The sequence below is a fragment of the Kribbella sp. NPDC049584 genome, assembly GCF_040675555.1.
Taxonomy (GTDB): Bacteria; Actinomycetota; Actinomycetes; order Propionibacteriales; family Kribbellaceae; genus Kribbella.
The window spans coordinates 182,178-206,328 of sequence record NZ_JBFAPF010000015.1; the positions used below are offsets into that span (position 1 = coordinate 182,178).

Consider the following 24,151-nt stretch of genomic DNA (forward strand, 5'->3'; position numbering starts at 1 on the left):
GGTCTGGACTGAGGAGCGGAGGGAGCGAAGCGACCGGAGCGACGAGGGAAGACCGGGAGCTCCAGCCCCATGACCTGCCGCGACGGAGTCGCGGCATTCAGCACAGCGACCGGAGCGACGAGGGAAGGCCGGGAGTTACAGCCCCATGACCCGCCGCGACGGAGTCGCGGCATCAACACGGTCAACTGGCCACCTCGACCAGGACGCCGCGTTGGGTCAGGATTGTGCGCTGGTCTTCGGGGGCGGACTCGTCGGTGATGATCAAGTCCGGGCGGTCGGCGGGGCAGACGTACGCGAGGGCGGCGCGGTCCCACTTGGCGCCGTCCGCGAGTACGACGGTGCGGGTGGCGACGTTCATCGCCGCCTGCTTGACCTCCGCATCGCCCAGGTCGAACGCGGTCAGCCCGGCATCGAGGCTGAACGCGCACGGGCTCAGTACGGCGGCGTCGAAGCGCAGCGCCCGCAGCGAGGCGACGGTCAGCGGGCCGACCAGCGAGAGCTCGCCCTTGCGCGCCTCACCGCCCGGCATCAGCAGCCGGATCCGCGGCGCATCCGCCAGCTCGTGCGCGACGTGCAGCGACAGCGGCATGACCGTCATCGCGCGGTCGTGCAGCAGCCGCGCGGTCTCGAGCGCCGTCGTACCGCTGTCGAGGACGATCGTCTCGCCGTCATGCAAGTGCTCGACCGCGGCCCTGGCGATCGCCTGCTTGGCGGCGGTCGCGGCCTGCGCGCGGAGCGAGTACGGCGGCTCGAGGCCGGACGGCATCGCGGACACTGCGCCACCGTGGACGCGCTTCAGCACGCCCTGCGCCGCCAGGAAGTCGAGGTCGCGGCGGACCGTCATGTCCGACGCCTCGGTCGCTTCGACCAGTTCCTGGACCGACACTCGGTCGACGACTCGTAGTCGTTCTACGATCACTTGATGCCGTTCTGCACTTCTCACGCGCAAAAATCTACCATCCGCCTGATCGTTCAAACAGATTGTCTGTTTACTTGTGACTGAAGACACCGCGCTGGTCAAGCGATCCCGGTACGCCGTGGCCGCCGTCTTCTGCGTGCACGGATCGGTGACCGGGTCGTTCGCGACCCGGGTGCCGTGGATCCAGGAGCATGCGGGAGTGTCCGCGGGTCAGCTCGGGCTGGCTCTCGCGTTCCCCGCGCTCGGCGCGGCGCTGATGATGCCGCTCGCCGCGCGGGTCAGTCACCGGTTCGGGACGCGGAACGCGCTGCGCGGGCTGCTCGCGCTCTGGACGCTCGCGCTGATCCTGCCGTCGCTCGCGCCGGGTCTGCTCACGTTGTGCGCCGCGCTCTTCATCTACGGCGGTACGGCGGGCATGGCCGATGTGGCGATGAACGCGATCGGCGTCGAGATCGAGCACCGGCTGAAGAAGTCGATCATGTCCGGGTTGCACGGGCTGTGGAGTGTGGGCGCGCTGCTCGGCTCGGCGGTCGGGACGCTCGCTGCGCATGCGAATGTCAACGCACAACTCCATCACGCGACGGCAGCCGTCGTACTGACGGTGATCGGCGCCGTCGTCTGTCATTTCGTGCTGAACATCCATCCGGATGAGGACGAGGAGCCGCCGGCGCGGTTCGCGTTGCCGCCGAAGTCGGCGTTGCTGATCGGGGCGGTCGGGTTCTGCGCGGTCTTCGCGGAAGGCGCGAGCCTGGACTGGTCGGCCGTGTATCTGCGGGACATTCTCGACAGTTCGGCGGCTGTCGCGGCCGGGGCGACGACCGGGTTCGCGTTGACGATGGCGATCGCGCGATTGACCGGCGATGCGGTGGTGGATCGGTTCGGCGCCGTACGGACGGTGCGGTGGAGCGGTGTGATCGCGACGCTCGGCGGTCTGCTCGTGGTCGTTTCGCCCACGGCGGTGGTGGCGATCGCCGGGTTCGGGCTGATCGGCGTGGGGATCGCGGTCGCCGTACCGCTCGCATTCGCCGCCGCCGGCCACACCGGACCCAACCCCAGCCAGGCGATCGCGGGCGTCGCGACCATCACCTACGCGTCCGGCCTGGTCGCGCCGTCGATCATCGGCGGCATCGCCCAGGCCAGCAACCTCACGATGTCGTTCATCGTGGTCACCGCACTGACAGCCGGCCTGGCCGTGTTCGCCCGCGTGCTCGCAACCCGCCGCCCAACCACGGCAGGAGCTGAACCACTCCAAAGCTGACCTCGACCACGAGAAACACGGCCAAGATCCTGGGCGCGCCATGCGCCAGCGCGTAGGTCTGCCAGCTTGCGAACAGGATGCGCGCGATGCCGTCGTACAGGCCGTGGAGCGGAAGCGTGCGGAACAGGCGAAGGAGCGCCCAGACGACCACGACCGAGCCCATCAGATTCGCGTAGAGCGTCTGAATGGGGTCGACCTGCGGAAAGCTCCCGAGTGACGACAGGGCGCGGTGGACGAGGACGTAGGTCCAGGGCGTGGCGAAGCCGACGGTGACGATCAGGTCGTACCAGGCGCTTGCGCGGACGATGCGGAGATAGCCGCTGTTTTGGGGAGACACGCGATTGAAGGTAAACAGTGGAGTGCTGTCCAAGGTCAAGCCCGACGGAGGATCCCGTGCGCATCGGTGAGCTCGCTGAGCAGACGAACCTGTCCAAGGACACCATCCGCTTCTACGAGCGGATCGGGCTCGTGGAGGGTGAGCGCCGGCCGAACGGCTACCGGGACTTCCCCGTCGAGATGGTGCCCTGGCTGCACTACGTCCGTACGGCGCAGGCGCTCGGCTTCACGCTCGCCGAGATCGCCAAGCACGGCGAGCAACTCCGCGATTCCTCCGACTCGGCCACAGCCCTGTCTGCCCTGCTCGCCGAGAAGGTCCAGGTCATCGACCAGCGGATGGCGGACCTGGCAACCCTCCGCGCTGACCTCACCGAACGCATCGGCACCGGCTGCCCACTCAGTCCAATAGGCGGTTGAGCACTTCGCCTGCCTCCTCGTACCCGGCGTCGCTGATGCGGTGACCCTCAACGCATCTTCACCAGGCTGGCAAAGGCTCGACTCGTTGAGCTGGAGCCGAATGGCGGACGTGGGGTTCACGGTTCGGACAAGCCCGGGTGGCAGCCGTACCGGGTGATACGAATTCGGGGTGGATGAGCTGCGGTTTCGGACGGGTCGGGCGGATGACGCGGCGGCAGTGGCCGAGCTGCATGGGGACAGTTGGCGGCGGCACTATCGCGGTGCGTACGCCGACGCCTTCCTGGACGACGAGTCGGCGGAGTATCTCGATGCCATGTGGACCAAACGGCTGGCGGCCCGGGAGGGCACTCGGACCACGCTCGCGGAGTACGACGGTCAGCTGGTCGGGCTGGCCCATCTGATCATCGGCGCCGACCCGAAGTACGGTGCGCTCGTCGACAACCTGCATGTCCGCGCACCGCTCAAGCGGCAAGGCATCGGGACCCAGCTGCTCGCGTTGACCGCCAAGGCCTTGCAGGAGGCGGCACCCGGATCCGGGCTCTACCTGTGGGTCCTCGAGCAGAACACCGCGGCGCAGGGGTTCTACGAAGCGCGCGGCGGCATTCGCGGCGACCGCAAGGACGTCCCGCCGCCGGGCGGGGAGCAACGGCGGCTCAACGGACACCCGGCCTGTTTCAGGTATTACTGGCCGGATCCTTCGCTTCTTGCTTGATGGTCTCGATCTTGACGGGTCTCGGTCTTGATGGTCTCGATCAGGGCGTACGACGCGTGACTCGCCGCCTCGGGATCGCCCGCCCGGATCGCCTCGAGTACGTCGACGTGCGCGTCGAGGATCCGGTGGTCCTCGGGCATCGTCGCGGTCTGGTGGATCGACTCGGTCAGCACCTCGGCGATCGCGTCGTACAAACGCAGCAGCAACGGGTTCCCGCTCGCGACCACGACTCCGCGGTGGAACTCGGCGTCCGCAGCAACGAACGCGTCCAGGTCGCCCGCGGCCGCCCGGGACTCCAGCGCGGCGGACAAGGCCGCCAGGCTGTCCGGGTCGGGACGCTGCGCGGCCAGGCGGGCGGCCGCGGCCTCGATGCCGGCTCGGGCGTCGAGCACATGCGTCAACGAGGCGGAGAGCTCGTCCCGGACCAGTACGCCGCTGATCTCGTTGGTCGCGCGGACGTAGGTGCCGTCGCCGACGCGCGGCTCGAGCAGGCCGGTCAGGCTCAGCGAACGCAGCGCCTCCCGTACCGTCCCGCGGCTGACGCCGAGCTCCGTCGCGAGCTGGTTCTCGCCGGGGATCCGCGAGCCGCGTGGCCACGCCCCGGACTCGATCTGCGTCCGGAACCGCTCCGACACCTGCAGCACCAGCGGCACCTGCCGCACAGGTCCTTCGATCGACACCGGCCCACCTCCGTCCGGGGCTAGCGTACAGTGTGTAAATGTAGGACATCTGCAGAGAGCAGGAATAGGGAGAGGTGTGTCGTGGCGGTGTTGACCGAACCAGTGGCTCGGGAGCGGTCGGCGCTGATCACAGCGACCGCCTTCGTGGTTGCGCTGAGCCTCCGGCCGGCGCTGACCGCGGTCGGTCCGGTGCTGCCGCGGATCGGCCTCGACCTGCAGCTGGGCGAGGCCGCGCAGGGGCTGCTCGGCACGCTGCCGCTGCTCGCGTTCGCCGTCGCCTCACCGCTCGTCCACTTCGCATCCCGACGCTTCGGCATGGAACGTGCCGTCTTCGTCTCGCTCCTCGTGCTCGCGCTCAGCAGTGCTCTGCGTCCGTACACAGGCCATGCGGGCTTGTGGATCGGTACGGCGGTGGTCGGCGCCGCGATCGCGGTCGGGAACGTGCTGGTCCCGGTGATAATCAAGCGCGACTACGCAGGCAATGTCTCCCGCGCGACCGGGGTCTACACGGCGTTCATCACCAGCGGCGCGGCGATCGCGTCGATCCTCGCCGTACCGATCGCTGATGCGGTCGACTGGCGGTTGTCGCTCGCAGTCTGGGGCGGTCTCGCCGTACTCGTCGCTGTGATCTGGCTGCCGCGGACGCTCTCGCCGGAGCCGATGCCGGCGGCAAGCGTCGAGGACGGCGCTCCCCCGGTCAGCGTGTGGCGGCGGCCGACGGCGTGGCTCGTGACCGGCTTCATGGGGCTGCAGTCGACCAGCTTCTACCTGTTCGTGAACTGGCTGCCCACGATCGAGATCTCGACCGGCGGTGTTTCCGAGCGTGTCACCGGCGTACACCTGTTCCTGTTCCAGGTGTTCGGGCTGATCGGCGGCCTCAGCATCCCGTTCCTGCTGAGGCACCCGACCAATCAGCGGGCCGGTCTGATGACGGCGAGTACGCCGATCCTCGTGGCACTGCTGGGTCTGCTGCTGGCGCCGCAGCTCGCGATCGTCTGGGCGGTCGTCGGCGGTCTGGGCCAGGGTGCCGGGCTGGTCGCCGCGCTGTCGCTGATCAGTCTTCGCGGCCGCGGTCACCACGAGACCACCCAGTTGTCCGGGATGGCGCAGGCCGTCGGCTACACGCTGGCGGCGGCCGGACCGGTCGTCGCCGGCTACCTGACGCAGGTGACCGGCGGCTGGAGTACGACGCTCATCGTGTTCGCCGTACTCTCAGCCACGCAGGTCACGATCGGGTTCGTCGCCGGTCGCGACAACCGTTGAAAGTTACTTGTCCGTGGCGAAGGCCGCGTCGAAAGCCGCAGCGGGCTTGTCGAAGGCGAGCGCGCGGATGACGTTGACCGCCTCCGCGGCGCCGACCTTGCGCTCCATGCCGGCGTCCTCCCACTCGACCGAGATCGGGCCGTCGTAACCGATCGAGTTCAGCACCCGGAAGCAGTCCTCCCACTTCACGTCGCCGTGACCGGTCGAGTAGAAGTCCCAGCCGCGCCGCGGGTCGCCCCACGGCAGGTGCGAGCCGAGCCGGCCGTTGCGGCCGCCGCCGACCCGCATCCGGGTGTCCTTGCAGTCCACGTGGTAGATGCGGTCCTTGAAGTCCCACAGGAACGCGACCGGGTCGATGTCCTGCCAGACCATGTGCGACGGGTCCCAGTTCAGCCCGAACGCCTCGCGGTGGCCGATCGCCTCGAGCGTCAGCGTCGTGGTCCAGTAGTCGTACGCGATCTCCGACGGGTGTACTTCGTGTGCGAACCGCACGCCCTCCTCGTCGAACACGTCGAGAATCGGGTTCCACCGGTCGGCGAAGTCCTTGTAGCCGGCTTCGATCCGCTCGGCCGGAACCGGCGGGAACATCGCGACGTACTGCCAGATCGACGAGCCGGTGAAGCCGATGACCGTGTTCACGCCGAGCTTCTTGGCCGCGCGAGCAGTGTTCTTCAGGTCCTCCGCCGCCCGCTGCCGCACACCCTCGGCGTCGCCGTCGCCCCAGATCCGGGACGGCACGATGGCCTGGTGCCGGAAGTCGATCGGGTTGTCGCAGACCGCCTGGCCGACCAGGTGGTTGGAGATCGCGAAGACCTGCAGGTTGTACTTCTCCAGGATGTCCTTGCGGCCCTGGACGTACGAGTCGTCGTCGACGGCCTGCTGGACGTCGAAGTGGTCACCGGAGCATGCGATCTCGACGCCGTCGTACCCGGCCTCGGACGCGAACTGGCAGACCTCCTCGAACGGCAGGTCGGCCCACTGACCGGTGAACAGCGTGATCGGGCGTGGCATCTCACAGGCTCCTAAGAGTTGTCGACGGTGATCCAAGCAGAATCGCTCGCGGCAGATCGCAGTACGGCGTCGACCACGCGAGCGGACCGCGCTCCAGCGGCGAAATCGGGCAGTCCGTCCGGGTGGTCACCCCGTACGGCGGCATAGCTGTCGGCGACGAACGAGTCGAACGCGTCCTGGTAGCCCTGCGCGTGCCCGGCCGGCAGCCGGTTCACCCGCGCGGCGGGCGGGCTCAGCGTCTCGGGATCGCGGGTCAGGAGCTGCGACGCGTCGCGCCGACCGACCCACAGCCGGTCCGGGTCCTCCTGGTCGAAGCCGAAGCTCGACTCGGTGCCGGACACCTCCAGGTACAGGCGGTTCTTGCGGCCGGCCGCGACCTGACTGACCACGATCGTCCCGACCACTCCGGCCTCGGTCCGGAACTGCGCCGTCGCCAGGTCCTCGGTGCGCACTTCGACTCCGCCGCGCTGGGCTCGCACCGTGCGCAACTGCGCGCTGATCGCGGCGATCCGGTCGCCGGTGACGAATTCGGTCAGGTCACACCAGTGCGACCCGATGTCCGCGAATGTCCGCGACGGACCGCCGGTGGTGTCGTCGACACGCCAGTTCTGGTCGTCCGCTCCGGCGAGCCAGTCCTGCAGGTACGAGCCGTGCAGGCTGGTGATCACACCGGCATCGCCGGCCGCGATCCGGGTCCGCAGCTCGCGGACCATCGGGTGGTAGCGGTACACGAACGGCACGGCGCCGACGAGGCCCGTCTCTTGCGCTGCAGCCGTCAGACCGGTCGCATCGGCGACGGACGTGGCGAGCGGCTTCTCGCAGATCACGTGCTTGCCGGCCTCGAAAGCCTTCAGCGTGACGTCGCGATGCGTGTTGTTCGGCGTACAGACGTGGACGACGTCGATGTCGGCGGCGAGCAGCTCGTCAAGGGTCTCGAACCCGCGCTCGGCGCCGGTCGCGTCCGCGGCGGCCTGCGCTCTCGACGGTGAGGAGCCGACGGCGCCCACCACGGTCGCTCCCGAAACCAACGCGGACCTGCCGTGGACCTGGCCCATGAAGCCGCCGCCGACAATTCCGACCCGGAGACGTTTCCTGGGCTCGTGCGCAGTGGTGGACACGTCGTAGGACGCTATGGGACCCTTTTGAACCCTGTCAAGCAAAAGTCCACGGCTGGTACGACGAAAGTCCGACACATGAGCGATCTGGGTACGGCGGACGCGGTCCTGCGACTGCTCCTCGACGGGCAGGCCAGGACCCGTGCCGAGCTGATCGACGTCACCGGCCTGGCCCGCTCGACGGTCACCGGGCGGATCGAGGCGCTGCTCGCGGCCGGTCTCGTCGTACCGTCCGGGGAGGCCGCGTCCACAGGCGGACGCCCGCCGGCGCGGTTCCGGTTCAACCCGGCCGCGAGGCTGGTGCTTGCCGCGGACGTCGGCGCGACGCATCTGTCCGTGGCTCTCACCGACCTGGCCGGCGAGATCCTGCACCGGTCGACGACACCGCTCAAGATCGCCGAGGGGCCTGAGATCGTGCTCGAAGCGGTCGCGCGAGCCGGACATGCGCTGCTGCGAGAGGCGGACCGATCACTTGACGATCTGGCCGGCACCGGCGTCGGCCTGCCGGGACCGGTCGAGCACAGCACGGGACGACCGAACCATCCACCGATCATGCCGGGCTGGGATTCGTACGACGTGGTCGGCCGGCTGCGCCGTGAGCTGCCCGGCGCGGTGCTGGTCGACAACGACGTGAACATCATGGCGCTCGGCGAGCACGCGACGGCGTACCCGGATGTCGAGCACCTGCTGTTCGTGAAGGTTGCCACCGGCATCGGTGCCGGCGTGATCAGCGGCGGCCGCCTGCACCGTGGCGCCCAGGGCGCGGCCGGCGACATCGGCCATATCCAGGCGCCCGGGCACACGGAGCTCTGCCGCTGCGGCAACATCGGCTGCCTCGAAGCAATCGCCTCCGCGGCCGCACTCGCCACTACGCTCGGCGTCGAGACCAGCCGGGACATCGTCGAGCTCGTCCGCGCGGGCAACACGACCGCGACGACCGCCGTCCGCCAGGCGGGCCGCGAGATCGGCACGGTCCTCGCCGCCGCCGTCAGCCTGCTCAACCCCTCGGTGATCGTGGTCGGCGGCTCACTCTCCCAGGCCGGCGACAGCCTGCTCGCGGGCATCCGCGAGACCATCTACGCGAGATCGTTGCCCTTGGCCACCACAGACCTCCAGGTCCGCACCTCCCGAACCCCCCAGGACGCCGCCCTCCGCGGCGCCGCCATCCTTGTCCAACAACACCTGCTCGCCCACTGACCACCACCCCTCGAACACCTGCTGGACGGTCGAGTTTAGTGGTCGCCGAGGCCGGCGGAGCGGGCTCGGATTATGGCCTCTGAGCGGCCGGCTACCTGGAGTTTGGCGAAGATGCTGGTGATGTGGTTGCCGACGGTGGCTACCGCCAGTCCGAGGCGGGCGGCGATCGCGGCGTTGCCGAGGCCGGCGGCGATCAGGTCGAGTACCTCGCGCTCGCGGGGTGTCAGCTCCGGGAAGGCCGGCTGGTCGACGCGCGGTCCGGACAGGTAAGCGAGCGCCCGGCGCGCGACCCCCGGTCCGAAGATCGCCTCGCCCGCGGCGACCGCGGCGATGGCCCGGATCACGTTGTCCGGCGCCGCACCCTTCAGCACGTATCCCTGCGCGCCGGCGCGCATCGCGGCGAACACCGACTCGTCGTCGTCGAACATCGTCAGCATGAGCACGGCCACGTCAGGCGCGACCCGGCCGATCTCGCTGGTCGCATCGATGCCGGACAGACCCGGCATCTGGATGTCCATCACCAGCACGTCGGGATGCAGCATCACGGCCGCACGAACCGCCTCCTCGCCGTTGGCCGCCGTACCGACCAACTCGTAGCCGTCATGCGCCGACAACAGCGCACCCAGGCCTTCGCGCACGATGCCGTGGTCGTCTGCCACCACGATCCGCAGCGTCATGGCTGCACCTCGAGTACAGCCGGCCCCAGCGGCAGTACGACGCTGACCGTGCACCCGGTCCGGCCGTAGCGGACGTCGCACTCGCCACCCAGCTCGGCCGCCCGCTCGGTGATAGAGGCGAGCCCGACACCCGGTTGCCATTCCGGCCCGTCGTTGAGCCCGTTGTCGCGCACCTCCAGCAGGAGCCGTCCGTGCTCGACAGCAAGCCGGACTCCGGCGCTGGTCGCGCTCGAGTGCCGGATCACGTTCGTCAGGGCCTCTGTGACGATGCGGTACGTCGCGACCTCCACGGCGGCGGGCAGTTCGCCGAGTTCCGGCGGCGCGTCCACAGTGATGCCGAGAGCGGCACCGTCCGTGCGCGGGCCCGCTGACACGACGTACTCACGGAGAGCACCCACCAGACCGAGTCCGTCCAGTGCAGCCGGCCGCAGCTGGTCCACGAGCCGGCGGATCTCGTCGACCGCCCCGCTCGTCAGGTCGCGCAGGCGTGCCAGCAGCAACGAACTCCGCTCGCGATCGGTGTCGAGCAGGCGTAACGCCGCCTCGGCGTTCAGCACGACCGCGGTCAGCACCGGGCCGAGGCCGTCGTGCAGGTCGCGGCGGATCCGCCGGCGCTCTTCCTCGCGGCCGGTGATAGCCCGCTCCCGTGAGTCCCGCAACTGATCGGCCAGCCGTCTGGCCTGCACTGCCACCGCAATAGGAGCAGCCAGCAAGGTGAGTACCTGCTCGTCGGCCGAGTCGAGCCGCTGTTCGCCCGAACGCAGACCGACGACCAGCTCCCCCAACCGCTCGGTCCCTGACGTGAGCGCGATCGCATGCCGTGCCGCGGGCAGCTCGCCGTACGCCGACACCTGCTTGCCGTCCACCAGGACAGCAGCCGCCGGGAAACGCATCACCCGGCACAAGGCGTCGAGTACGCCGTCCAGCCCGGTCCCCGCCGCCGTGCCGAGCCGGGCGCCGACCTCGACCATCGCCCGAACCGGATCCTGGCGCGCACCGTAGAACGCTCGCTGGATCAGCCGCTGCAACCAGACCCGCGCGGGATTGAAGGCGAGCGCGATCACCACGGTGGCGAGAACCGACGAGTTGAGCGAAACCTGATGGCGCACGGTTCGGTCCAGGAGGAGGACAAGAGCCAGGTAGGCGGCCACCACCGCGCCGGTGAGCAGGAGGTACAGCACCGACCGCGAGACCACCAGCCGGATGTCGAGGAGCTGGTACCGCAGGATGGCGACCGCCACAGCCGCCGGGACGAGCAGGATCGGCAGCACCCCGAGCAGCAGCGACTCCGAGCCGACCGCGGTCGAAGCGGCGAAGCAGCCGACCATCAGGATCGTTGCCAGCAGCAACCAGAGGACCTGTCGACGGACCTGTTCGGAGCCGCGCCGGTAACGGACGACCACCGCGGCCAGCGCCGACAGGTAGCCGGTCGCGAGCCCGATCGCGCTCGCGTTCTGGAGCCAGACGATCTGCCGGAACCCGGACCAGGCCGGGTACTCCGGAATGCCCAGCTCGGCCGTCAGTCCGCCGGCCGGGTCCAGGACGGCGGCGGCTGTAAAGCTGATGCCGGTGAAGCACAGCACCACGACAACCCAGCGCCAGCGCCGGCTCGGCAGCCGCCCGTCTGGGAACAGGAGGAGCGCTAGCGGCAGGAGCGTCGCCAAGGTCCACGTCCAGCCGGCATTCGTCACCGTCGCGAATCCGCGCCAGAAGCCTCGCGGCTCCCCCAGCCACGCGAGCACGCTGGTCCCGACCGCGGTCGAGCCGTAGCACAAGCCGCCGACGAGGAGCGACCAGCCGACCAGATTCCGTGACTGCCGGTCCGCGATCGGCCAGCCCGCCAACGCCAGGCACAGCCCGATCAGCGCATTGCTCACGACGAACAGGTCGACCAGCCGGGACCAGCTCAGCCCGGACGCCATGGCGGCGACGACGGTGATCACTGCGCCCAGCAGCGCCACACCGAGTGCAGCGAGAGCCACCGATCGCAGCCGGCGATCGGTCCTACCGGTCACATCCGGATCGGCCCTCATGAGCCCATCATCAGACCTCGAACCCACAGGCGGATAGGGGTCTGGCCCCAGGCCAACCAGGAAGGTCTCCGGGGCGGGTGGGAGCCGTGAACCTGCCGCCTGGGGCCACTCCGGCCGGACGCTGAGGTCTCCAGCGCTGACGGCAGCGCACTCGCAAAGGAGTTGCTCATGTCAACCACAGCCCCGAAGACCGGCAAGCCCGGCAAGCCCGGCAACACTGGCAAGACCGAACGGAAACCGCGGGACGTGCGCGGGTTCTGGCGGGTCCTGCTCGCCGTGATCGCCCCGGTGCCGATCCTGCTGCAGGGCGTCGTCTACCTGATCAGCCCGGTCGGCGGCAACGCGCCGTTCAAGGAGACGGTCGCGGCGGTCGCTGCGCACCAGGGCCGGTTCGAGCTGATGCAGTGGCTGCAGGTGCCCTGGTTCCTGCTGATCCCGGCGAGCTTCGCCGTCGCGTGGGTCACGCGCCGCCGGGTGCCGCGACTGTCCACCGTCGGCGCCATCGTCACCATGGGAGGTCTGGGAGCCGGCCTGTTCCTGCTGGGCGGTCCGGTCACCCCGGAGTACCTCACGGTCCACGAAGGGCTCGACCCCGGCACGATGGAGAAGGTCAGGTCCGCGATGGACAGCCTGCCGATCTTCGCCGTCGGAAGCCTGCTCTTCATCCTCGCGATCACGGTCGGCCTGTTGCTCCAGGGCATCGCTCTGGCGCGCAGCCGGGTTGCTCCGGTCTGGATGGGAATCGCTCTGGCCGTCGGCGGCTTCACCCACCCGTTCATGCCCGGCCACGTCGCCGCAGGTATCGGGCTTGTGGTCACCGCGGTTGGTTTCGCCGGGGCCAGCGTCGCCCTGTTGCGGACCCCGAACGACGCATTCGACCTGCCACCTGAGGGCCTCGCCAGGCGATCCAGCTGAGCGGGCTAGGCGATCCAGCTGAGGGCGAGTTCGTCGCACAGGGCGATGAATCGGTCGAGTTCGCTGCCGGCGCGGGCTCGGCCGAAGCCGTGGCGCCGGCCCCAGAAGGCCGACTGGACCATGTTGAGGTGGGCCCAGCGGCGGATGCGTTCGGGATCGAGCTCGGCGGTCTCGGCGAACAGTTCGAGCTCGTGGTTCAACCGACTGATCAGGTCGTCGGCGCCGAGCTGGTGCGCGGCGCGGGTGCGCAGGAACGTGGTCGCGTCGTACGCCGGGTCGCCGACGTACCCCTTGGGATCGACGGCCAGCCAGGGCTCCCGGTCAGCGCAGAGGATGTTGCGCGGGTGGAAGTCGCCGTGGATCAGGATCTCCGGCTGGTCGCGGCCGAGCTCGTCGACGACGGCGAGTGCCGCGTCCACGACGTACGGCGGCAGCGGGTGGTCGAGCTCGGCGGCATCCTTACGGAGCTCCTCCGCCCAGCCATCGGCCTGCTCCGACATCCGCGGCAGGCCGTCCGGCGCGGAGATCCGCAACCGGCGATGCAGCTCGCCCGCGATGACGACCACGTCCTCGTCGTGCTCCAGCAGCGTCGTCGGATGCGCGCGCTCGAGCAGCATGGCGTAGCGGGCGTCGTCGCGTTCGTACAGCTTGACCGCGCCCGCACCGGCCCACGCCTCGAAGGCGTCCGGCTCGTGCACGTTGCCCGGATGCGGGAACGACACCTTGAGTACGGCGTCCCGGACCGGCACGACCATACCGACCTGCCCGTGGGCGGCTTCGCCGTCAGGCTCGCAGTCCCACTGGGTCAGAAGGTCTTCGACGATGCCTGGCAGCTCGGCCAGCCAGGCTTCGCCGACAGCGCCTTCACGGTCGATGGTGGCCTTCGCGAACGCGGCCGGGATCACCAGCGCTCCGACTTCGCCGAGCGGGAGACCAGGCTGAACAGCATGTCCTTCGGGGTCATCTCACCGGCGACGACCTTGGTGACGTGTTCGACGATCGGCATCTCGACGTCGTGCCGGTGCGCCAGCTCGGAGATCGACGCGCAGGACTTCACGCCCTCGGCGACCTGTCGGGTCGCGCCGGCGATCTCCGCGACGCTCATGCCCTGGCCGAGTTTCTCGCCGAACGTCCGGTTCCGCGACAGCGGTGACGAGCACGTCGCCACCAGATCGCCGAGCCCGGCCAGACCGGAGAACGTGTGCTCGTCGGCGCCGAGCGCCGTACCCAGGCGGGCGATCTCGACGAGGCCGCGGGTGATCACCGAGGCGCGGGCGTTGTCGCCGAAGCCGAGCCCGACCGCCATCCCGACCGCGAGGGCGATCACGTTCTTGCAGGCGCCGCCGAGCTCACAGCCGATGACATCGTTGTTGGTGTACGGGCGGAACGTCGGCGAATGGCACAGTTTCTGCAAGCGCGCCGCCGTACCCTCGTCCGCGCAGGCGACCACGGACGCGGCCGGTTGGCCTTCGGCGATCTCACGCGCCAGGTTCGGCCCCGAGACGACCGCGATACGTTCCGGCCCCGCGCCGGTGAGCTCGGCGATCACCTCGCTCATCCGCTTCGTCGTACCGAGCTCGACGCCTTTCATCAGACTGACCAGCGGTACGGCGTTCGGCAGCACGCCGGCCCAGTCGGTCAGGTTGTCCCGCAACGACTGGGACGGAACTGCGAGGACTATCGCCTCCGCGCCGTCTGCCGCAGCGGCCGGGTCGTGCGTCGCGGTGATCGCATCAGGCAGCCGCAGGCCGGGAAGGTAGTCGGCGTTCTCGTGCCCGGCATTGATCGACTCGCAGAGCGACTCACGCCGGCCCCAGACGGACACCTGGTTACCGGCGTTCGCGAGCACCACCGCGAACGCCGTACCCCAGGATCCGGCACCGAACACCGCAACCTTCGTCATGCTTTCTCCTCACCTTCAGCCTTGCGGGCCTTGCGCAGGTCGTAGAGCTCCTTGGGCGGCGTCTCTCCGCGCAGTTCGCCGAGGGTCTCGGCGACCCGGGCCATGATCACCTCGGTTGCCTCGTGCAACAGCTGGTTGGTCAGCGGCTTGCCCTCGAACGCGCTCAGGTCGACCGGCGCACCGGCCCGGACCTGCAACGTCTTGCGCGGCAGCAGACGGACCCGGATCTTGCCGGTGTACGACTTGATGATCTCCTGTGAGCCCCAGTTGGCGATCGGGATCACCGGGCAGCCGGTCATCAACGCGATCCGGGCGGCCCCGGTCTTGCCGGTCATCGGCCACATGTCCGGGTCACGGGTAATGGTGCCCTCCGGGTAAACGCCCACACACTCGCCGCGTTCGACCGCGGCCACCGCGTCCCGGAAGGCGTCCGCCGCCTGGGTGGAGTCCCGATAGACCGGGATCTGGCCCGCGCTGGTGATGATCTTGCCGAGCACCGGGATCTTGAACAGCGACGCCTTGCCCAGGAACCGCGGGATCCGCCGGCACTCCCAGATGAAGTACCCGAGCAGGACCGGGTCGAAGTGCGAGATGTGATTGGGCACGTAGATCACGCCGCCGGTGCGCGGCATGTTCTCCCGGCCGGTGAACCGGCACTTCGTGAAGACGATCATGAACGGCTTGACGATCGCGACGATGATGCCGAACCAGAAGCCCCGCGGCGGACGCGGATCACCCTGCCCGTTGTCCAGCCCGCTGTCCAGCCCACTGTCCACCGGAGCCTCCTGCTGCTCGTTGCTGCCATCCGTCATGGGAGAATCCTGCCTGATGGCAGACCTACAGGTCGCTCCCTGGATCCTGGCGATCCCGGTGAAGCGTACGGCGATCGCGAAGAGCCGGCTCGCTCCGGCCTACCCGCAGCACCGTCCCGAGCTGGCCCGTGCGTTCGCTGTCGACACTACTGCGGCCGCCCTCGCCTCGCCGCTGGTGCGGGCCGTCCTGGTCGTCACGGACGATCCGTCGGTCGCGGCGGATGTGACCGCCGCCGGCGCGTATGTCGTACCGGATCTGCCGGCGGCCGGGCTCAACGAGGCCCTGCTGCACGGAGCTGCTGTTGCCGCTGCCGAGTTCCCGGACGACGGCGTCGCCGCGTTGTCTGCGGATCTTCCCGCGCTGCGTCCGGCCGAGCTGACCGCCGTACTCGCGGCGTGTACGGCGCCACGCTCCTTCGTCATCGACCAGCCCGGCACCGGTACGACGTTGCTCGCGGCGGCTCCCGGCGTACCGCTGGATCCGCGCTTCGGCGTTGGGTCCGCGCTGGCACACCAGGCGTCCGGGGCGATGCCGATCGAGCTGACCGGGATCGAGTCGGTACGTCGTGATGTCGACACCGCTGCCGATCTGGCGCATGCCGTACAGCTCGGGGTGGGTCCGGCGACCGCCGACGTGATGTCGCTGGTTCTCGGTGCCGCGACCGGGACCGAGGGTCTAGCCTGCTGATATGCAAGCGACAGTGAGCCGCTACGACGGCGAGACGTTCTCCGGTGCGGTGCTCACCGACGCCGGCGTCGAGCTGCCGTTCACCGTGCACGCCGTCGCCGATACCCCGGTCCGCCATCTGCGGGTCGGCCAGCGGGTCCGGCTCGAGACCACCGGCTCCGGCGCCGGCCTGACCATCACCAAGGTGGAATTCGCGACCCGGCTCTAGCTGGAGCTGGTTGCCCGCTGGTTGCCCGCTAGTTGCCACGGACAACGGCGAAGGCCGGTCAACCCCTGGTGTGGGGTGACCGGCCTTCGCTGTGATGCGGGTGCCGCAGTGCGTGAAGATCAGCGAGCGGTGCGCTTCGCCGCGGTCTTCTTGGCGGGGGCCTTCTTGGCCGGCGCCTTCTTCGCAACGGTCTTGGCCGGGGCCTTCTTCGCCGGGGCCTTCTTGGCAACGGTCTTCGCCGGCGCCTTCTTGGCAACCGTCTTGGCCGGGGCCTTCTTGGCGACCGTCGTCTTCTTCGCAGCGGCGGTCTTGGTCGCAGCGGCGGTCTTCGCCGGTGCGGCCTTCTTCGCCGGGGCAGCCGCCTTGGTGGCGGTCGCGGCCGGCTTCGGAGCCACCAGCTTCGGCAGCTTCTTGGCGCCGGAGACAACGGCCTTCAGCTCCGCGCCAGCGCGGAACTTCGGCACCGTGGTCTTCTTGGCGCGCTTGGTCTCACCGGTCCGCGGGTTGCGCACGATGCGCGCCCCACGCTCGATGGCCTCGAAGGCACCGAAACCGGTGATGGCGACCTTGCCACCCTTCTTGGTCAGCTCACGCTGGACGGTGTCGATCACCGATTCCAACGCGTGCTGGGCCTGGCGGCGGTTTCCGTCGAAGTGCACTGCGAGCGCTTCGACCAACTGGCTCTTGTTCACTGCTTCCCTCCGTGAACACTAGACGTCGAGCACAGCGCTCGATCTCACAGGAACGTTATGGACTCAAGTGCCCGTTCACAAACACCAACGCGGCAATTTGGCCTTGTTTTGGGCGATTCAGGCCACAAATTCCCAGATCTGGCAGCTTCCGGGCCTCTGAATCGCTGCGAAGCAACGAATCGGACCCCGTCCGCGACCGGTCGCCGCGAGCTTCAGGAACGCCGTCCGCGGACGGTTCGCAGGGCGGACTGCACCCGGTCCAGACCGCGAGCGACCGCCGAATCGCCCTTTCTGGCGCGGAGTTCGTCGCTCACCTTTCCCAGCAGGTAATCCAGCAGCGGTACGGCGATCACCAGGATCACCCACATGAGCAGGCGCCGGCGCAGGAACAACCACATGGTCTGCCTCCAAGGTCGGGAGTCTCCGCAGACCGGTTCCCTGCGCCGAACCCCTGCATTCAGAGCCAACCGCGGCGCTTGAAGATCTGGTGCAGACCTCCACACACCAAGGCCATCAGGCCGATCGCGAAGGGGTATCCGTACTGCCAGTGCAGCTCCGGCATCTTGTCGAAGTTCATCCCGTAGACGGTCCCGATCAGGGTCGGGGCGAACAGGATCGCCGCCCAGGCAGAGATCCGCTTGACCTCTTCGTTCTGCTCGCTGCTGGCGATCGCGAGGCTCTTCATCTCCTCGTTCTGCTGCTGGGCGACCAGGGTCGCGTTCACCGTCAGGATGTCGCGCAGCAGTTCGCGGAATCCGTCGACCTTCTCCACCACCTCGGTGACGTGGTCGGCGACATCGCGCAGTGAACGTTGCAGTTCCTCGTCCACGCCGTACTTCTGGAATCCGCCGCGCAGCTGCTCGAGCATGCCGACCAGCGGCCGGGTCGCGCGCTGGAACTCGATCACCTCACGGGAGAGTTCGTAGATGCGCCGCGACACCTTCGGGTCACCGCGGAACACCTCGGTCTCGATCTCGTCGATGTCGTTCTCGAGACCGGCGACCACCGGAGCGTAGCCGTCGACGACCTTGTCCATGATCGCGTAGAGGACCGCTTCGGCGCCCCGGCTGAGCAGCTCGGGATCGCGCTCGACGCGGCGCCGTACCGCTGCCAGGTTGGGCGCTTCGGCGTGCCGGACCGTCACCACGAAGTCCGGTCCGACGAAGACATGCACCTCACCGAACTCGACCTCCTCGGTCGCGTCCCGGTACCGCGCGGCCTTCAGTACGACGAACAACGTGTCGCCGTACCGCTCCAGCTTGGGCCGCTGATGCGCCTCGTTGGCGTCCTCGATCGCCAGCTCGTGCAGGTCGAACTCCTGCGCCAGCGAGGCCAGCTCGCGGCGGTCCGGCCGGTACAGACCGATCCAGGCCAGGCTGTGCGGCGCCTGGTGCAGCTCGCCGTAGGTCTCGGCCAGGGAGTCCGGCGAAGCGACCCGGCGGCCACCGCAGTAGATCGCACTGTCCACGACGCTGTGCCCCTTGGGCATCTGCGGATCGCGGGGCTGCTTCTCGGCCTGCTCGGGCACGGCGGCGGAGACGGCAGCAGCGTGCTTGCGCGCGGCGGCACGCAGTGACGGGGTGCGGCTGAACGCACGGATCGTGCGAAGGCGCAGGTCGGACATGAGTCCTCCAGGTGCGGTGGATCAGGTGAGTGATGAACGCACGTCTGCCCGACCCGCAAGTGCTGGAGACCCAGCAACTCCTAGAAGGAGTAAGCCCCCGAAGGTCGAGCGAGACCCGTATGTCTGGAGGGATCGCTGCTGCTGTTGGTCATGAGCGCCTCACCTCCCAGGTCTCGCAAGCCTTGTTCTGACAACCACGCAAGGGTAACACCAGAGTTATCGCCCCCGGCCCGCCGAACGTTACGGGGTCGATAACTCTGGCCGATGATCAGGCCTTCGCCGGAAGGGTTGCCGGCTTGAACGACGGCCGGGTCGCTTCGTAGGCAGCGATGTCGTCGGCGTGCGACAACGTGATGCCGACGTCGTCCAGCCCGTTCAGCAACCGGTAGCGCGTGTAGTCGTCGATCTCGAAGGGTGCCGACACGTCACCGGCCGAGATCGTCTTGTTCTCCAGGTCGACCGTCACCTTGGTGCCCGGGTCGCTCTCGATCGTGGTCCACAGCTGCTCGACCACGTCCTGCTCCACCAGCGCGGCGAGCAGCCCGGCCTTGCCGGAGTTGCCGCGGAAGATGTCGCCGAACCGCGACGACACGACCACGCGGAACCCGTAGTCGAGCAATGCCCAGACCGCGTGCTCACGCGAGGATCCGGTGCCGAAGTCCGGACCCGCGACGAGCACCGAGACGCCGTCGTACTCCGGCTGGTTGAGGACGAACGACGGATCGTTGCGCCAGGCAGCGAACAATCCGTCCTCGAAGCCGGTCCGGGTGACCCGCTTCAGGTACACGGCCGGGATGATCTGGTCGGTGTCGACGTTGCTGCGGCGCAGCGGGGCCGCCGTACCGATGTGCTGGGTGAAGGCTTCCATGATTCCGTTGCTCCTCAGGCGTTCGCAGGTACGGCGACGGGCGGCAGGTCGGCCGGTGCGGCCAGGGTCCCGGTGACGGCGGTCGCGGCGGCGACCAGCGGCGACACCAGGTGGGTGCGACCGCCCTTGCCCTGGCGGCCTTCGAAGTTCCGGTTCGAGGTGGAGGCGCTGCGCTCGCCCGGGGCCAGCTGGTCCGGGTTCATGCCCAGGCACATCGAGCATCCGGCGCCGCGCCACTCGGCGCCGGCGTCCTTGAAGATCGTGTCCAGGCCCTCGGCCTCGGCCTGCAGCCGGACCCGGCCCGAGCCCGGCACGACGAGCATCCGGGTGCCCTCGGCAACCTTCCGCCCGGCGAGCACCCCGGCCGCGGCGCGCAGGTCCTCGATCCGGCCGTTGGTGCAGGAGCCCAGGAAGACCGTGTCAACCTGGATCTCGCGCATCGGCGTACCGGCGGTGAGACCCATGTACTCCAGTGCCCGCTCGGCGGCGACCTTGTCGTTCTCGTTGTCGAAGTCGTCCGGCGACGGCACCTTCTCCGACAGCGGGATGCCCTGGCCCGGGTTCGTTCCCCAGGTGACGAACGGCGCGATGTCCTCGGCCCGCAGCACGACCTCACGGTCGAATGTCGCGTCCTCGTCGGTCGCCAGGCTCGTCCAGTACTCGACCGCGGCTTCCCAGTCGACGCCCTGCGGCGCGTGCGGCTTGTCCTGCAGGTACGCGAACGTGGTCTCGTCCGGCGCGATCATGCCGGCCTTGGCGCCCCACTCGATCGACATGTTGCAGATCGTCATCCGGGCTTCCATGCTCAGCGCACGGATCGCTTCACCGCGGTACTCGACGATGTAGCCCTGGCCGCCGCCGGTGCCGACCTTCGCGATCAGCGCCAGCACCAGGTCCTTGGCCGAGACGCCGTCCGGCAGTACGCCGTCGACCGTGACGGCCATCGTCTTCGGCCGCGCCTGCATCAACGTCTGCGTGGCCAGCACGTGCTCGACCTCGCTCGTACCGATGCCGAAGGCAATGGCCCCGAACGCGCCGTGCGTGGAGGTGTGGCTGTCACCGCAGACCACGGTCATGCCGGGCTGGGTCAGTCCGAGCTGCGGGCCGATCACGTGCACGACGCCCTGGTCCGGGTCCCCGAGAGTGTGGATCCGGATGCCGAACTCCTCGGCGTTCTTCCGCAGCGTGTCCACCTGGGTGCGCGACACCGGGTCGGCGATCGGCTTGTCCACGTCGTACGTCGGGACGTTGTGGTCCTCGGTCGCAATCGTCAGATCCGGACGACGGACGCCGCGGCCGGCCAGCCGCAGACCGTCGAAGGCCTGTGGACTGGTCACCTCGTGGACCAGATGGAGGTCGATGTAGAGAAGGTCGGGTTCTCCGTCGGCATGGCGCACGACATGCGCATCCCAGACCTTTTCCGACAACGTCCTACCCATCAGACTCTCCTTTGAGATTGGAAGTGGGTGCTTTCCGCTCACTGTGCTCTCGCAGTGCTTTTTTCAGCGTGCTCCGCACGGGACCGTCCAAGCGACTTGCGTTCCACGATTCGAGACGGCAGTATCGTCTCATGGACAACTCTAGCGGAGTCGGCGTTCTCGACAAAGCAGCTCTCGTTCTGTCCGCGCTCGAGTCCGGGCCGGCGACCCTGGCCGGTCTCGTCGCGGCGACCGGGCTGGCCCGCCCGACCGCACACCGGCTCGCGGTGGCGCTGGAGCACCACCGTCTGGTCGGCCGCGACATGCAGGGACGGTTCGTGCTCGGTCCGCGACTCAGTGAGTTGGCCTCCGCCGCCGGTGAGGACCGGCTGCTCGCGACCGCCGGCCCGGTGCTGGCGCGACTGCGGGACATCACCGGTGAGTCGGCGCAGCTGTTCCGCCGCCAGGGTGAGTATCGCGTGTGCGTCGCCGCCGCCGAGCGTCCGTCCGGTCTGCGCGACACCGTGCCGGTCGGCAGCCAGTTGACCATGGCCGCCGGTTCGGCCGCCCAGATACTGCTTGCCTGGGAGGACCCGGAGCGGATGCACCGCGGTCTCCACAACGCGTCGTTCAACGCGGCCGCGCTGGCCGGCGTACGGCGTCGCGGCTGGGCGCACTCGGTCGGTGAGCGGGAGCAGGGCGTCGCGTCGGTCTCGGCTCCGGTCCGCTCCCCCAGCGGCAAGGTGATCGCCGCCGTCTCGGTCTCCGGCCCGATCGAACGCCTGTCCCGCCAGCCCGGCCGCATGCACGCCCCGGCCGTGATGGCCGCCGCCGAGCGCCTCTCGGAAGCGCTGCGACGCGCGTCGGAGTAGTCCGTCAGGTAGTTGTCACGCACCGCAACCAGGATCACCATGAGGATGGGAAGCCCCTCAAAGGAGGTCCGACATGGAGCGGGACTGGCTGACTCTCGGCTGGAAGATGTTGCTCGTCCGCGGCGTCATCGCCGTGATCTTCGGGATCGTCGCGATCGCGTGGCCCATCCACACGGCGATCGCACTGGCCCTGCTGTGGGGCATCTGGGCCCTGACCGACGGCATCGGCTCGATCGTCCAGGCGTTCCAGCCCGAGTCGAAGGGCAGCCGGCTCTGGCTGGTCGTGCTCGGCGTGATCGCGCTGGTCGCGGCGTTCTTCGCGATCACCAGCCCCGGGATGGCCGCGGCGACGCTGACCTGGATCCTCGGGATCTGGCTGATCATCCGCGGCGTCTTCGAACTCGCCGGGGCCTTCAGCAGTCAGCAGGTGATGCCGCGCTGGCTCCTGGTGCTGAACGGGCTGCTGTCGATCCTGATCGGCGTGCTGTTCGCCGCCAATCCCGGAGCGGGCGCGGTCGGCGTCGCCGTCGTACTGGGCGTCACCGCACTCGTGTGGGGCGTAGTCCTGATCGGCGTCGGCTGGTCGGTACGACGCGAGCTGCACAGCGGCCCCGCCCACCCCAGCCCCTCACCGGCCTAACCAGGCCGACCCTGCGTGACAGCCGCAGGATGCGCTGGGAATCAGCGTGTAGTCGAGGACGTGCCGAGCCGCCTCGGTGTTCGTGCGATCCAGCAGCAACTCGACCGCGCGACGGGCTGTCTCGTCGATCGGCTGGCGCACGCTGGCCAGCGGCGGGATCGTCACAGTGCACTCGCTGGTGCCGTCGAACCCCATCACCGCAACGTCTTCCGGCACCCGCAGCCCGGCCTCCCAAGCCGCGAACAGTACGCCGAACGCCTGCTCGTCGGTCGAGCAGTAGATCGCCCGCGGAGGCCGCTTCTGCTGCAACCACGGCTGTACGGCGTCACGTGCGGCGAAGCGTGACACCGGGCTGGCGACGTACCGCGCCGATGCCCGCGGGTGCTTCTCCAGCGCCCGTTCGATCCCGCGCCGATGTTCCGACGTACCGGGTGAGTCTTCGGGACCAGTGACGACGCCGAGGGTGCGGTAACCGTGTGAGAGCAGGTGATCCGCCGACGCCTCGGCGGCCGCGACGTAGTCGATCGAAAGCGTCGACACCGTCACGCCCTCCGGCACGGGATGCAGAGCAACAACCGGTACGCCGGCCGCGGTGAACCGCTGGATCGCCGGCTCTACCAGCAGCGAGACGAGGACGACGCCGTCGACCTTGCGCTCGATGAACGAGCCGATGTGGGCGGACTCCTGCTCCGGATCGCCCGCCGAGTCACCGATCAGCAGCAGGTGGTCGTGCTGCCGCGCGAAGTTCTCCAGGTGCTCCGCGAGCGTGGCGAAGTACGGGTTGCGGATCTGCGGGATCAGCAGACCGAGCGAGTACGTGCGTCCCGCGCTCAGCGCACGGGCGAGGATGTTGGGCCGGTAGTCCAGCTCCGCCGCGGCCTCCAGCACACGCCGGCGGGTCTCCGCCGACACGGGCCGGGGGCCGTTGTTGAAGACGTAGCTGACGACCGCAGTGGACGTGCCGGCCCGCTCCGCGACATCACGAGCCGTCGCCATCGATCTCCCCATGATCTGCAGGGTATGCCGCGACGATCCGGGCGGTGATCTCCTCGGCCACCCGCTCGGCGTCAACCCCGGTCACGATCCGCACGGTCCCCTCGGGATCCGGGGTGAACGTACTACGCCCCGCGCTGTCCCCACCCACCGCGATCGCGACCCTGCCGACCTCCGAGAACCTGAACAGCTCCGGGCGACTCAGCGCGAGAACCGCCACCGGGTCGTGCGGCACGTTCCACGTCTCGTTCCAATAGGCCCACCACTGCTCGATATCCGCCCCGAGCGCCGCCCCCAACCGACCAGCAGCCCGGATCCGCTCCAACCGGGACGCCTCGATCGTCACCTGCTGCGTGATCTCCAAACCGGTGACCGTCGTCGGAATCCCCGCACTCAGCACCACCTGCGCTGCAAGGTCGTCGGACTTGAAGTTGTGCTCCGACCTCTCGTCGCCGAACGACCCACCCATCACCCACAGATGCCGGATCCACCGCGCCACCTCAGGCTCGAGCTGCAACGCCTTCGCCACGTTGGTCAGTGGGCCGATCGCCGCCACGTCGAGCTCACCAGGTCGCTCGCGTAGCCGGGCCACCAACCGCTGGGGCGCACTCTCCGGACTGACCGTCTCGGAGGCCAGGTCCTCATGCAGCGTGCCCTCATGACCGGCCCACCAGACCTCACGTCCCGACAAGGTCTCCGCGGCACCTGGTACGACGACCAGGTCGCGGCCGGCCAAGGCGGCGTACCGGCGCGCGAGTTGGGCGCGCAGCCGGGTATCGCCGTACACCGTGTGGACCTCGAGCAGCTCGAGATCCGGGCTGCCCATGATCTGGGCCAGCGCCATGGCGTCGTCGACGTCGGAGCCGATATCGGTATCGAGAATGATCGATCGCACAGAAT

General features: G+C 69.0%; 27 protein-coding genes. 10 read left to right on the plus strand and 17 right to left on the minus strand.

Annotated features, from left to right (window positions below; all coding sequences use genetic code 11):
• Positions 1 to 181: 181 nt before the first annotated feature.
• A complete protein-coding gene (locus AB0J62_RS37835; RefSeq protein WP_363881910.1) occupies positions 182 to 943 on the minus strand; it encodes a DeoR/GlpR family DNA-binding transcription regulator in 762 nt (253 codons plus the stop codon).
• Between the two features lie 52 nt (positions 944 to 995).
• Between AB0J62_RS37835 and AB0J62_RS37840 the strand changes: the two genes are divergently transcribed.
• On the plus strand, positions 996 to 2,177 hold the full coding sequence (locus AB0J62_RS37840) for an MFS transporter (protein ID WP_363881912.1): 1,182 nt from the start codon (positions 996 to 998) through the stop codon (positions 2,175 to 2,177).
• Here AB0J62_RS37840 and AB0J62_RS37845 read toward each other — a convergent pair.
• Complete coding sequence (locus AB0J62_RS37845; protein ID WP_363881914.1) at positions 2,086 to 2,514, minus strand: hypothetical protein; 429 nt, start codon at positions 2,512 to 2,514, stop codon at positions 2,086 to 2,088. The two genes, AB0J62_RS37840 and AB0J62_RS37845, sit on opposite strands and share 92 nt — an antisense overlap.
• A gap of 56 nt (positions 2,515 to 2,570) precedes the next feature.
• Between AB0J62_RS37845 and AB0J62_RS37850 the strand changes: the two genes are divergently transcribed.
• Entirely contained in the window at positions 2,571 to 2,930 is a 360-nt protein-coding gene (locus tag AB0J62_RS37850; RefSeq protein ID WP_363881916.1) for a MerR family transcriptional regulator, read from the plus strand.
• Between the two features lie 169 nt (positions 2,931 to 3,099).
• Positions 3,100 to 3,642, plus strand: a complete 543-nt coding sequence (locus AB0J62_RS37855; protein WP_363881918.1) for a GNAT family N-acetyltransferase — start codon at positions 3,100 to 3,102, stop codon at positions 3,640 to 3,642.
• Here the strand turns inward: AB0J62_RS37855 and AB0J62_RS37860 are convergent.
• The gene (locus tag AB0J62_RS37860) at positions 3,612 to 4,322 is read right to left on the minus strand and encodes a FadR/GntR family transcriptional regulator (RefSeq protein ID WP_363881920.1); all 711 of its coding nucleotides are present in this window, start codon (positions 4,320 to 4,322) and stop codon (positions 3,612 to 3,614) included. The two genes, AB0J62_RS37855 and AB0J62_RS37860, sit on opposite strands and share 31 nt — an antisense overlap.
• 81 nt (positions 4,323 to 4,403) lie before the next feature.
• Between AB0J62_RS37860 and AB0J62_RS37865 the strand changes: the two genes are divergently transcribed.
• On the plus strand, positions 4,404 to 5,585 hold the full coding sequence (locus AB0J62_RS37865) for an MFS transporter (protein WP_363881922.1): 1,182 nt from the start codon (positions 4,404 to 4,406) through the stop codon (positions 5,583 to 5,585).
• 3 nt (positions 5,586 to 5,588) lie between these two features.
• Here AB0J62_RS37865 and AB0J62_RS37870 read toward each other — a convergent pair whose 3' ends face one another.
• Positions 5,589 to 6,596 (minus strand): sugar phosphate isomerase/epimerase family protein, encoded by a 1,008-nt coding sequence (locus AB0J62_RS37870; protein WP_363881924.1) that lies wholly within the window; start codon positions 6,594 to 6,596, stop codon positions 5,589 to 5,591.
• An 11-nt stretch (positions 6,597 to 6,607) separates the two neighbouring features.
• Positions 6,608 to 7,714 carry a Gfo/Idh/MocA family oxidoreductase gene (locus AB0J62_RS37875; protein ID WP_363881926.1) on the minus strand — a complete coding sequence of 369 codons (1,107 nt, stop codon included), beginning with the start codon at positions 7,712 to 7,714 and terminating at the stop codon, positions 6,608 to 6,610.
• 75 nt (positions 7,715 to 7,789) lie between these two features.
• Between AB0J62_RS37875 and AB0J62_RS37880 the strand changes: the two genes are divergently transcribed.
• Positions 7,790 to 8,908: an ROK family protein gene (locus AB0J62_RS37880; protein WP_363881928.1), complete on the plus strand. Its 1,119-nt coding sequence runs from the start codon at positions 7,790 to 7,792 to the stop codon at positions 8,906 to 8,908.
• Positions 8,909 to 8,943: 35 nt separating this feature from the next.
• Here AB0J62_RS37880 and AB0J62_RS37885 read toward each other — a convergent pair whose 3' ends face one another.
• Both AB0J62_RS37885 and AB0J62_RS37890 read right to left on the minus strand, forming a co-directional pair.
• The gene (locus tag AB0J62_RS37885; protein ID WP_363881930.1) at positions 8,944 to 9,585 is read right to left on the minus strand and encodes a response regulator transcription factor; all 642 of its coding nucleotides are present in this window, start codon (positions 9,583 to 9,585) and stop codon (positions 8,944 to 8,946) included.
• Positions 9,582 to 11,618, minus strand: a complete 2,037-nt coding sequence (locus tag AB0J62_RS37890) for a histidine kinase (RefSeq protein WP_363881932.1) — start codon at positions 11,616 to 11,618, stop codon at positions 9,582 to 9,584. The genes AB0J62_RS37885 and AB0J62_RS37890 overlap by 4 nt, the downstream gene beginning before the upstream one ends.
• Positions 11,619 to 11,786: 168 nt before the next feature.
• Between AB0J62_RS37890 and AB0J62_RS37895 the strand changes: the two genes are divergently transcribed.
• Positions 11,787 to 12,533 carry a hypothetical protein gene (locus AB0J62_RS37895; RefSeq protein ID WP_363881934.1) on the plus strand — a complete coding sequence of 249 codons (747 nt, stop codon included), beginning with the start codon at positions 11,787 to 11,789 and terminating at the stop codon, positions 12,531 to 12,533.
• Positions 12,534 to 12,538: 5 nt separating this feature from the next.
• Here the strand turns inward: AB0J62_RS37895 and AB0J62_RS37900 are convergent, their stop codons facing one another.
• Genes AB0J62_RS37900 through AB0J62_RS37910 form a run of 3 tightly spaced genes read right to left on the minus strand, consistent with a single transcriptional unit; the run spans position 12,539 to position 15,248 of the window.
• Positions 12,539 to 13,438, minus strand: a complete 900-nt coding sequence (locus AB0J62_RS37900; protein ID WP_363881936.1) for an aminoglycoside phosphotransferase family protein — start codon at positions 13,436 to 13,438, stop codon at positions 12,539 to 12,541.
• The gene (locus tag AB0J62_RS37905; protein ID WP_363881938.1) at positions 13,435 to 14,436 is read right to left on the minus strand and encodes an NAD(P)H-dependent glycerol-3-phosphate dehydrogenase; all 1,002 of its coding nucleotides are present in this window, start codon (positions 14,434 to 14,436) and stop codon (positions 13,435 to 13,437) included. The genes AB0J62_RS37900 and AB0J62_RS37905 overlap by 4 nt, the downstream gene beginning before the upstream one ends.
• On the minus strand, positions 14,433 to 15,248 hold the full coding sequence (locus tag AB0J62_RS37910) for a lysophospholipid acyltransferase family protein (protein ID WP_363881940.1): 816 nt from the start codon (positions 15,246 to 15,248) through the stop codon (positions 14,433 to 14,435). Before AB0J62_RS37910 ends, AB0J62_RS37905 begins: the two co-directional genes overlap by 4 nt.
• Before the next feature lie 16 nt (positions 15,249 to 15,264).
• Here AB0J62_RS37910 and cofC point away from each other — a divergent pair, with 16 nt between their 5' ends.
• Both cofC and AB0J62_RS37920 read left to right on the plus strand, forming a co-directional pair.
• Positions 15,265 to 15,936, plus strand: coding sequence for a 2-phospho-L-lactate guanylyltransferase (cofC, locus tag AB0J62_RS37915; protein ID WP_363881942.1), 672 nt, complete (start codon positions 15,265 to 15,267; stop codon positions 15,934 to 15,936).
• Between the two features lies 1 nt (position 15,937).
• Entirely contained in the window at positions 15,938 to 16,144 is a 207-nt protein-coding gene (locus AB0J62_RS37920; RefSeq protein WP_363881944.1) for a hypothetical protein, read from the plus strand.
• Between the two features lie 119 nt (positions 16,145 to 16,263).
• Here the strand turns inward: AB0J62_RS37920 and AB0J62_RS37925 are convergent, their stop codons facing one another.
• The 5 genes from AB0J62_RS37925 to leuC all read right to left on the minus strand — a co-directional run bounded on the left by AB0J62_RS37925 (position 16,264) and on the right by leuC (position 20,767).
• Positions 16,264 to 16,836 (minus strand): HU family DNA-binding protein, encoded by a 573-nt coding sequence (locus AB0J62_RS37925; RefSeq protein WP_363881946.1) that lies wholly within the window; start codon positions 16,834 to 16,836, stop codon positions 16,264 to 16,266.
• A 212-nt stretch (positions 16,837 to 17,048) separates the two neighbouring features.
• Entirely contained in the window at positions 17,049 to 17,234 is a 186-nt protein-coding gene (locus AB0J62_RS37930) for a hypothetical protein (protein ID WP_363881948.1), read from the minus strand.
• A 59-nt stretch (positions 17,235 to 17,293) separates the two neighbouring features.
• On the minus strand, positions 17,294 to 18,460 hold the full coding sequence (corA, locus tag AB0J62_RS37935) for a magnesium/cobalt transporter CorA (protein WP_363881950.1): 1,167 nt from the start codon (positions 18,458 to 18,460) through the stop codon (positions 17,294 to 17,296).
• A 268-nt stretch (positions 18,461 to 18,728) separates the two neighbouring features.
• Entirely contained in the window at positions 18,729 to 19,328 is a 600-nt protein-coding gene (gene leuD / locus AB0J62_RS37940; RefSeq protein ID WP_134111512.1) for a 3-isopropylmalate dehydratase small subunit, read from the minus strand.
• A 14-nt stretch (positions 19,329 to 19,342) separates the two neighbouring features.
• Positions 19,343 to 20,767 (minus strand): 3-isopropylmalate dehydratase large subunit, encoded by a 1,425-nt coding sequence (leuC, locus tag AB0J62_RS37945; protein ID WP_363881952.1) that lies wholly within the window; start codon positions 20,765 to 20,767, stop codon positions 19,343 to 19,345.
• Positions 20,768 to 20,898: 131 nt separating this feature from the next.
• Here leuC and AB0J62_RS37950 point away from each other — a divergent pair, with 131 nt between their 5' ends.
• Both AB0J62_RS37950 and AB0J62_RS37955 read left to right on the plus strand, forming a co-directional pair.
• The gene (locus tag AB0J62_RS37950) at positions 20,899 to 21,618 is read left to right on the plus strand and encodes an IclR family transcriptional regulator (protein ID WP_130387568.1); all 720 of its coding nucleotides are present in this window, start codon (positions 20,899 to 20,901) and stop codon (positions 21,616 to 21,618) included.
• A gap of 73 nt (positions 21,619 to 21,691) precedes the next feature.
• The gene (locus AB0J62_RS37955) at positions 21,692 to 22,258 is read left to right on the plus strand and encodes an HdeD family acid-resistance protein (RefSeq protein WP_363881954.1); all 567 of its coding nucleotides are present in this window, start codon (positions 21,692 to 21,694) and stop codon (positions 22,256 to 22,258) included.
• On the opposite strand, the gene AB0J62_RS37960 is transcribed toward AB0J62_RS37955, so the two are convergent.
• On the minus strand, positions 22,247 to 23,266 hold the full coding sequence (locus tag AB0J62_RS37960; RefSeq protein WP_363881956.1) for a LacI family DNA-binding transcriptional regulator: 1,020 nt from the start codon (positions 23,264 to 23,266) through the stop codon (positions 22,247 to 22,249). The genes AB0J62_RS37955 and AB0J62_RS37960 overlap by 12 nt on opposite strands.
• The gene (locus AB0J62_RS37965) at positions 23,238 to 24,146 is read right to left on the minus strand and encodes a nucleoside hydrolase (protein ID WP_363881958.1); all 909 of its coding nucleotides are present in this window, start codon (positions 24,144 to 24,146) and stop codon (positions 23,238 to 23,240) included. Before AB0J62_RS37965 ends, AB0J62_RS37960 begins: the two co-directional genes overlap by 29 nt.
• Positions 24,147 to 24,151 lie beyond the last annotated feature (5 nt).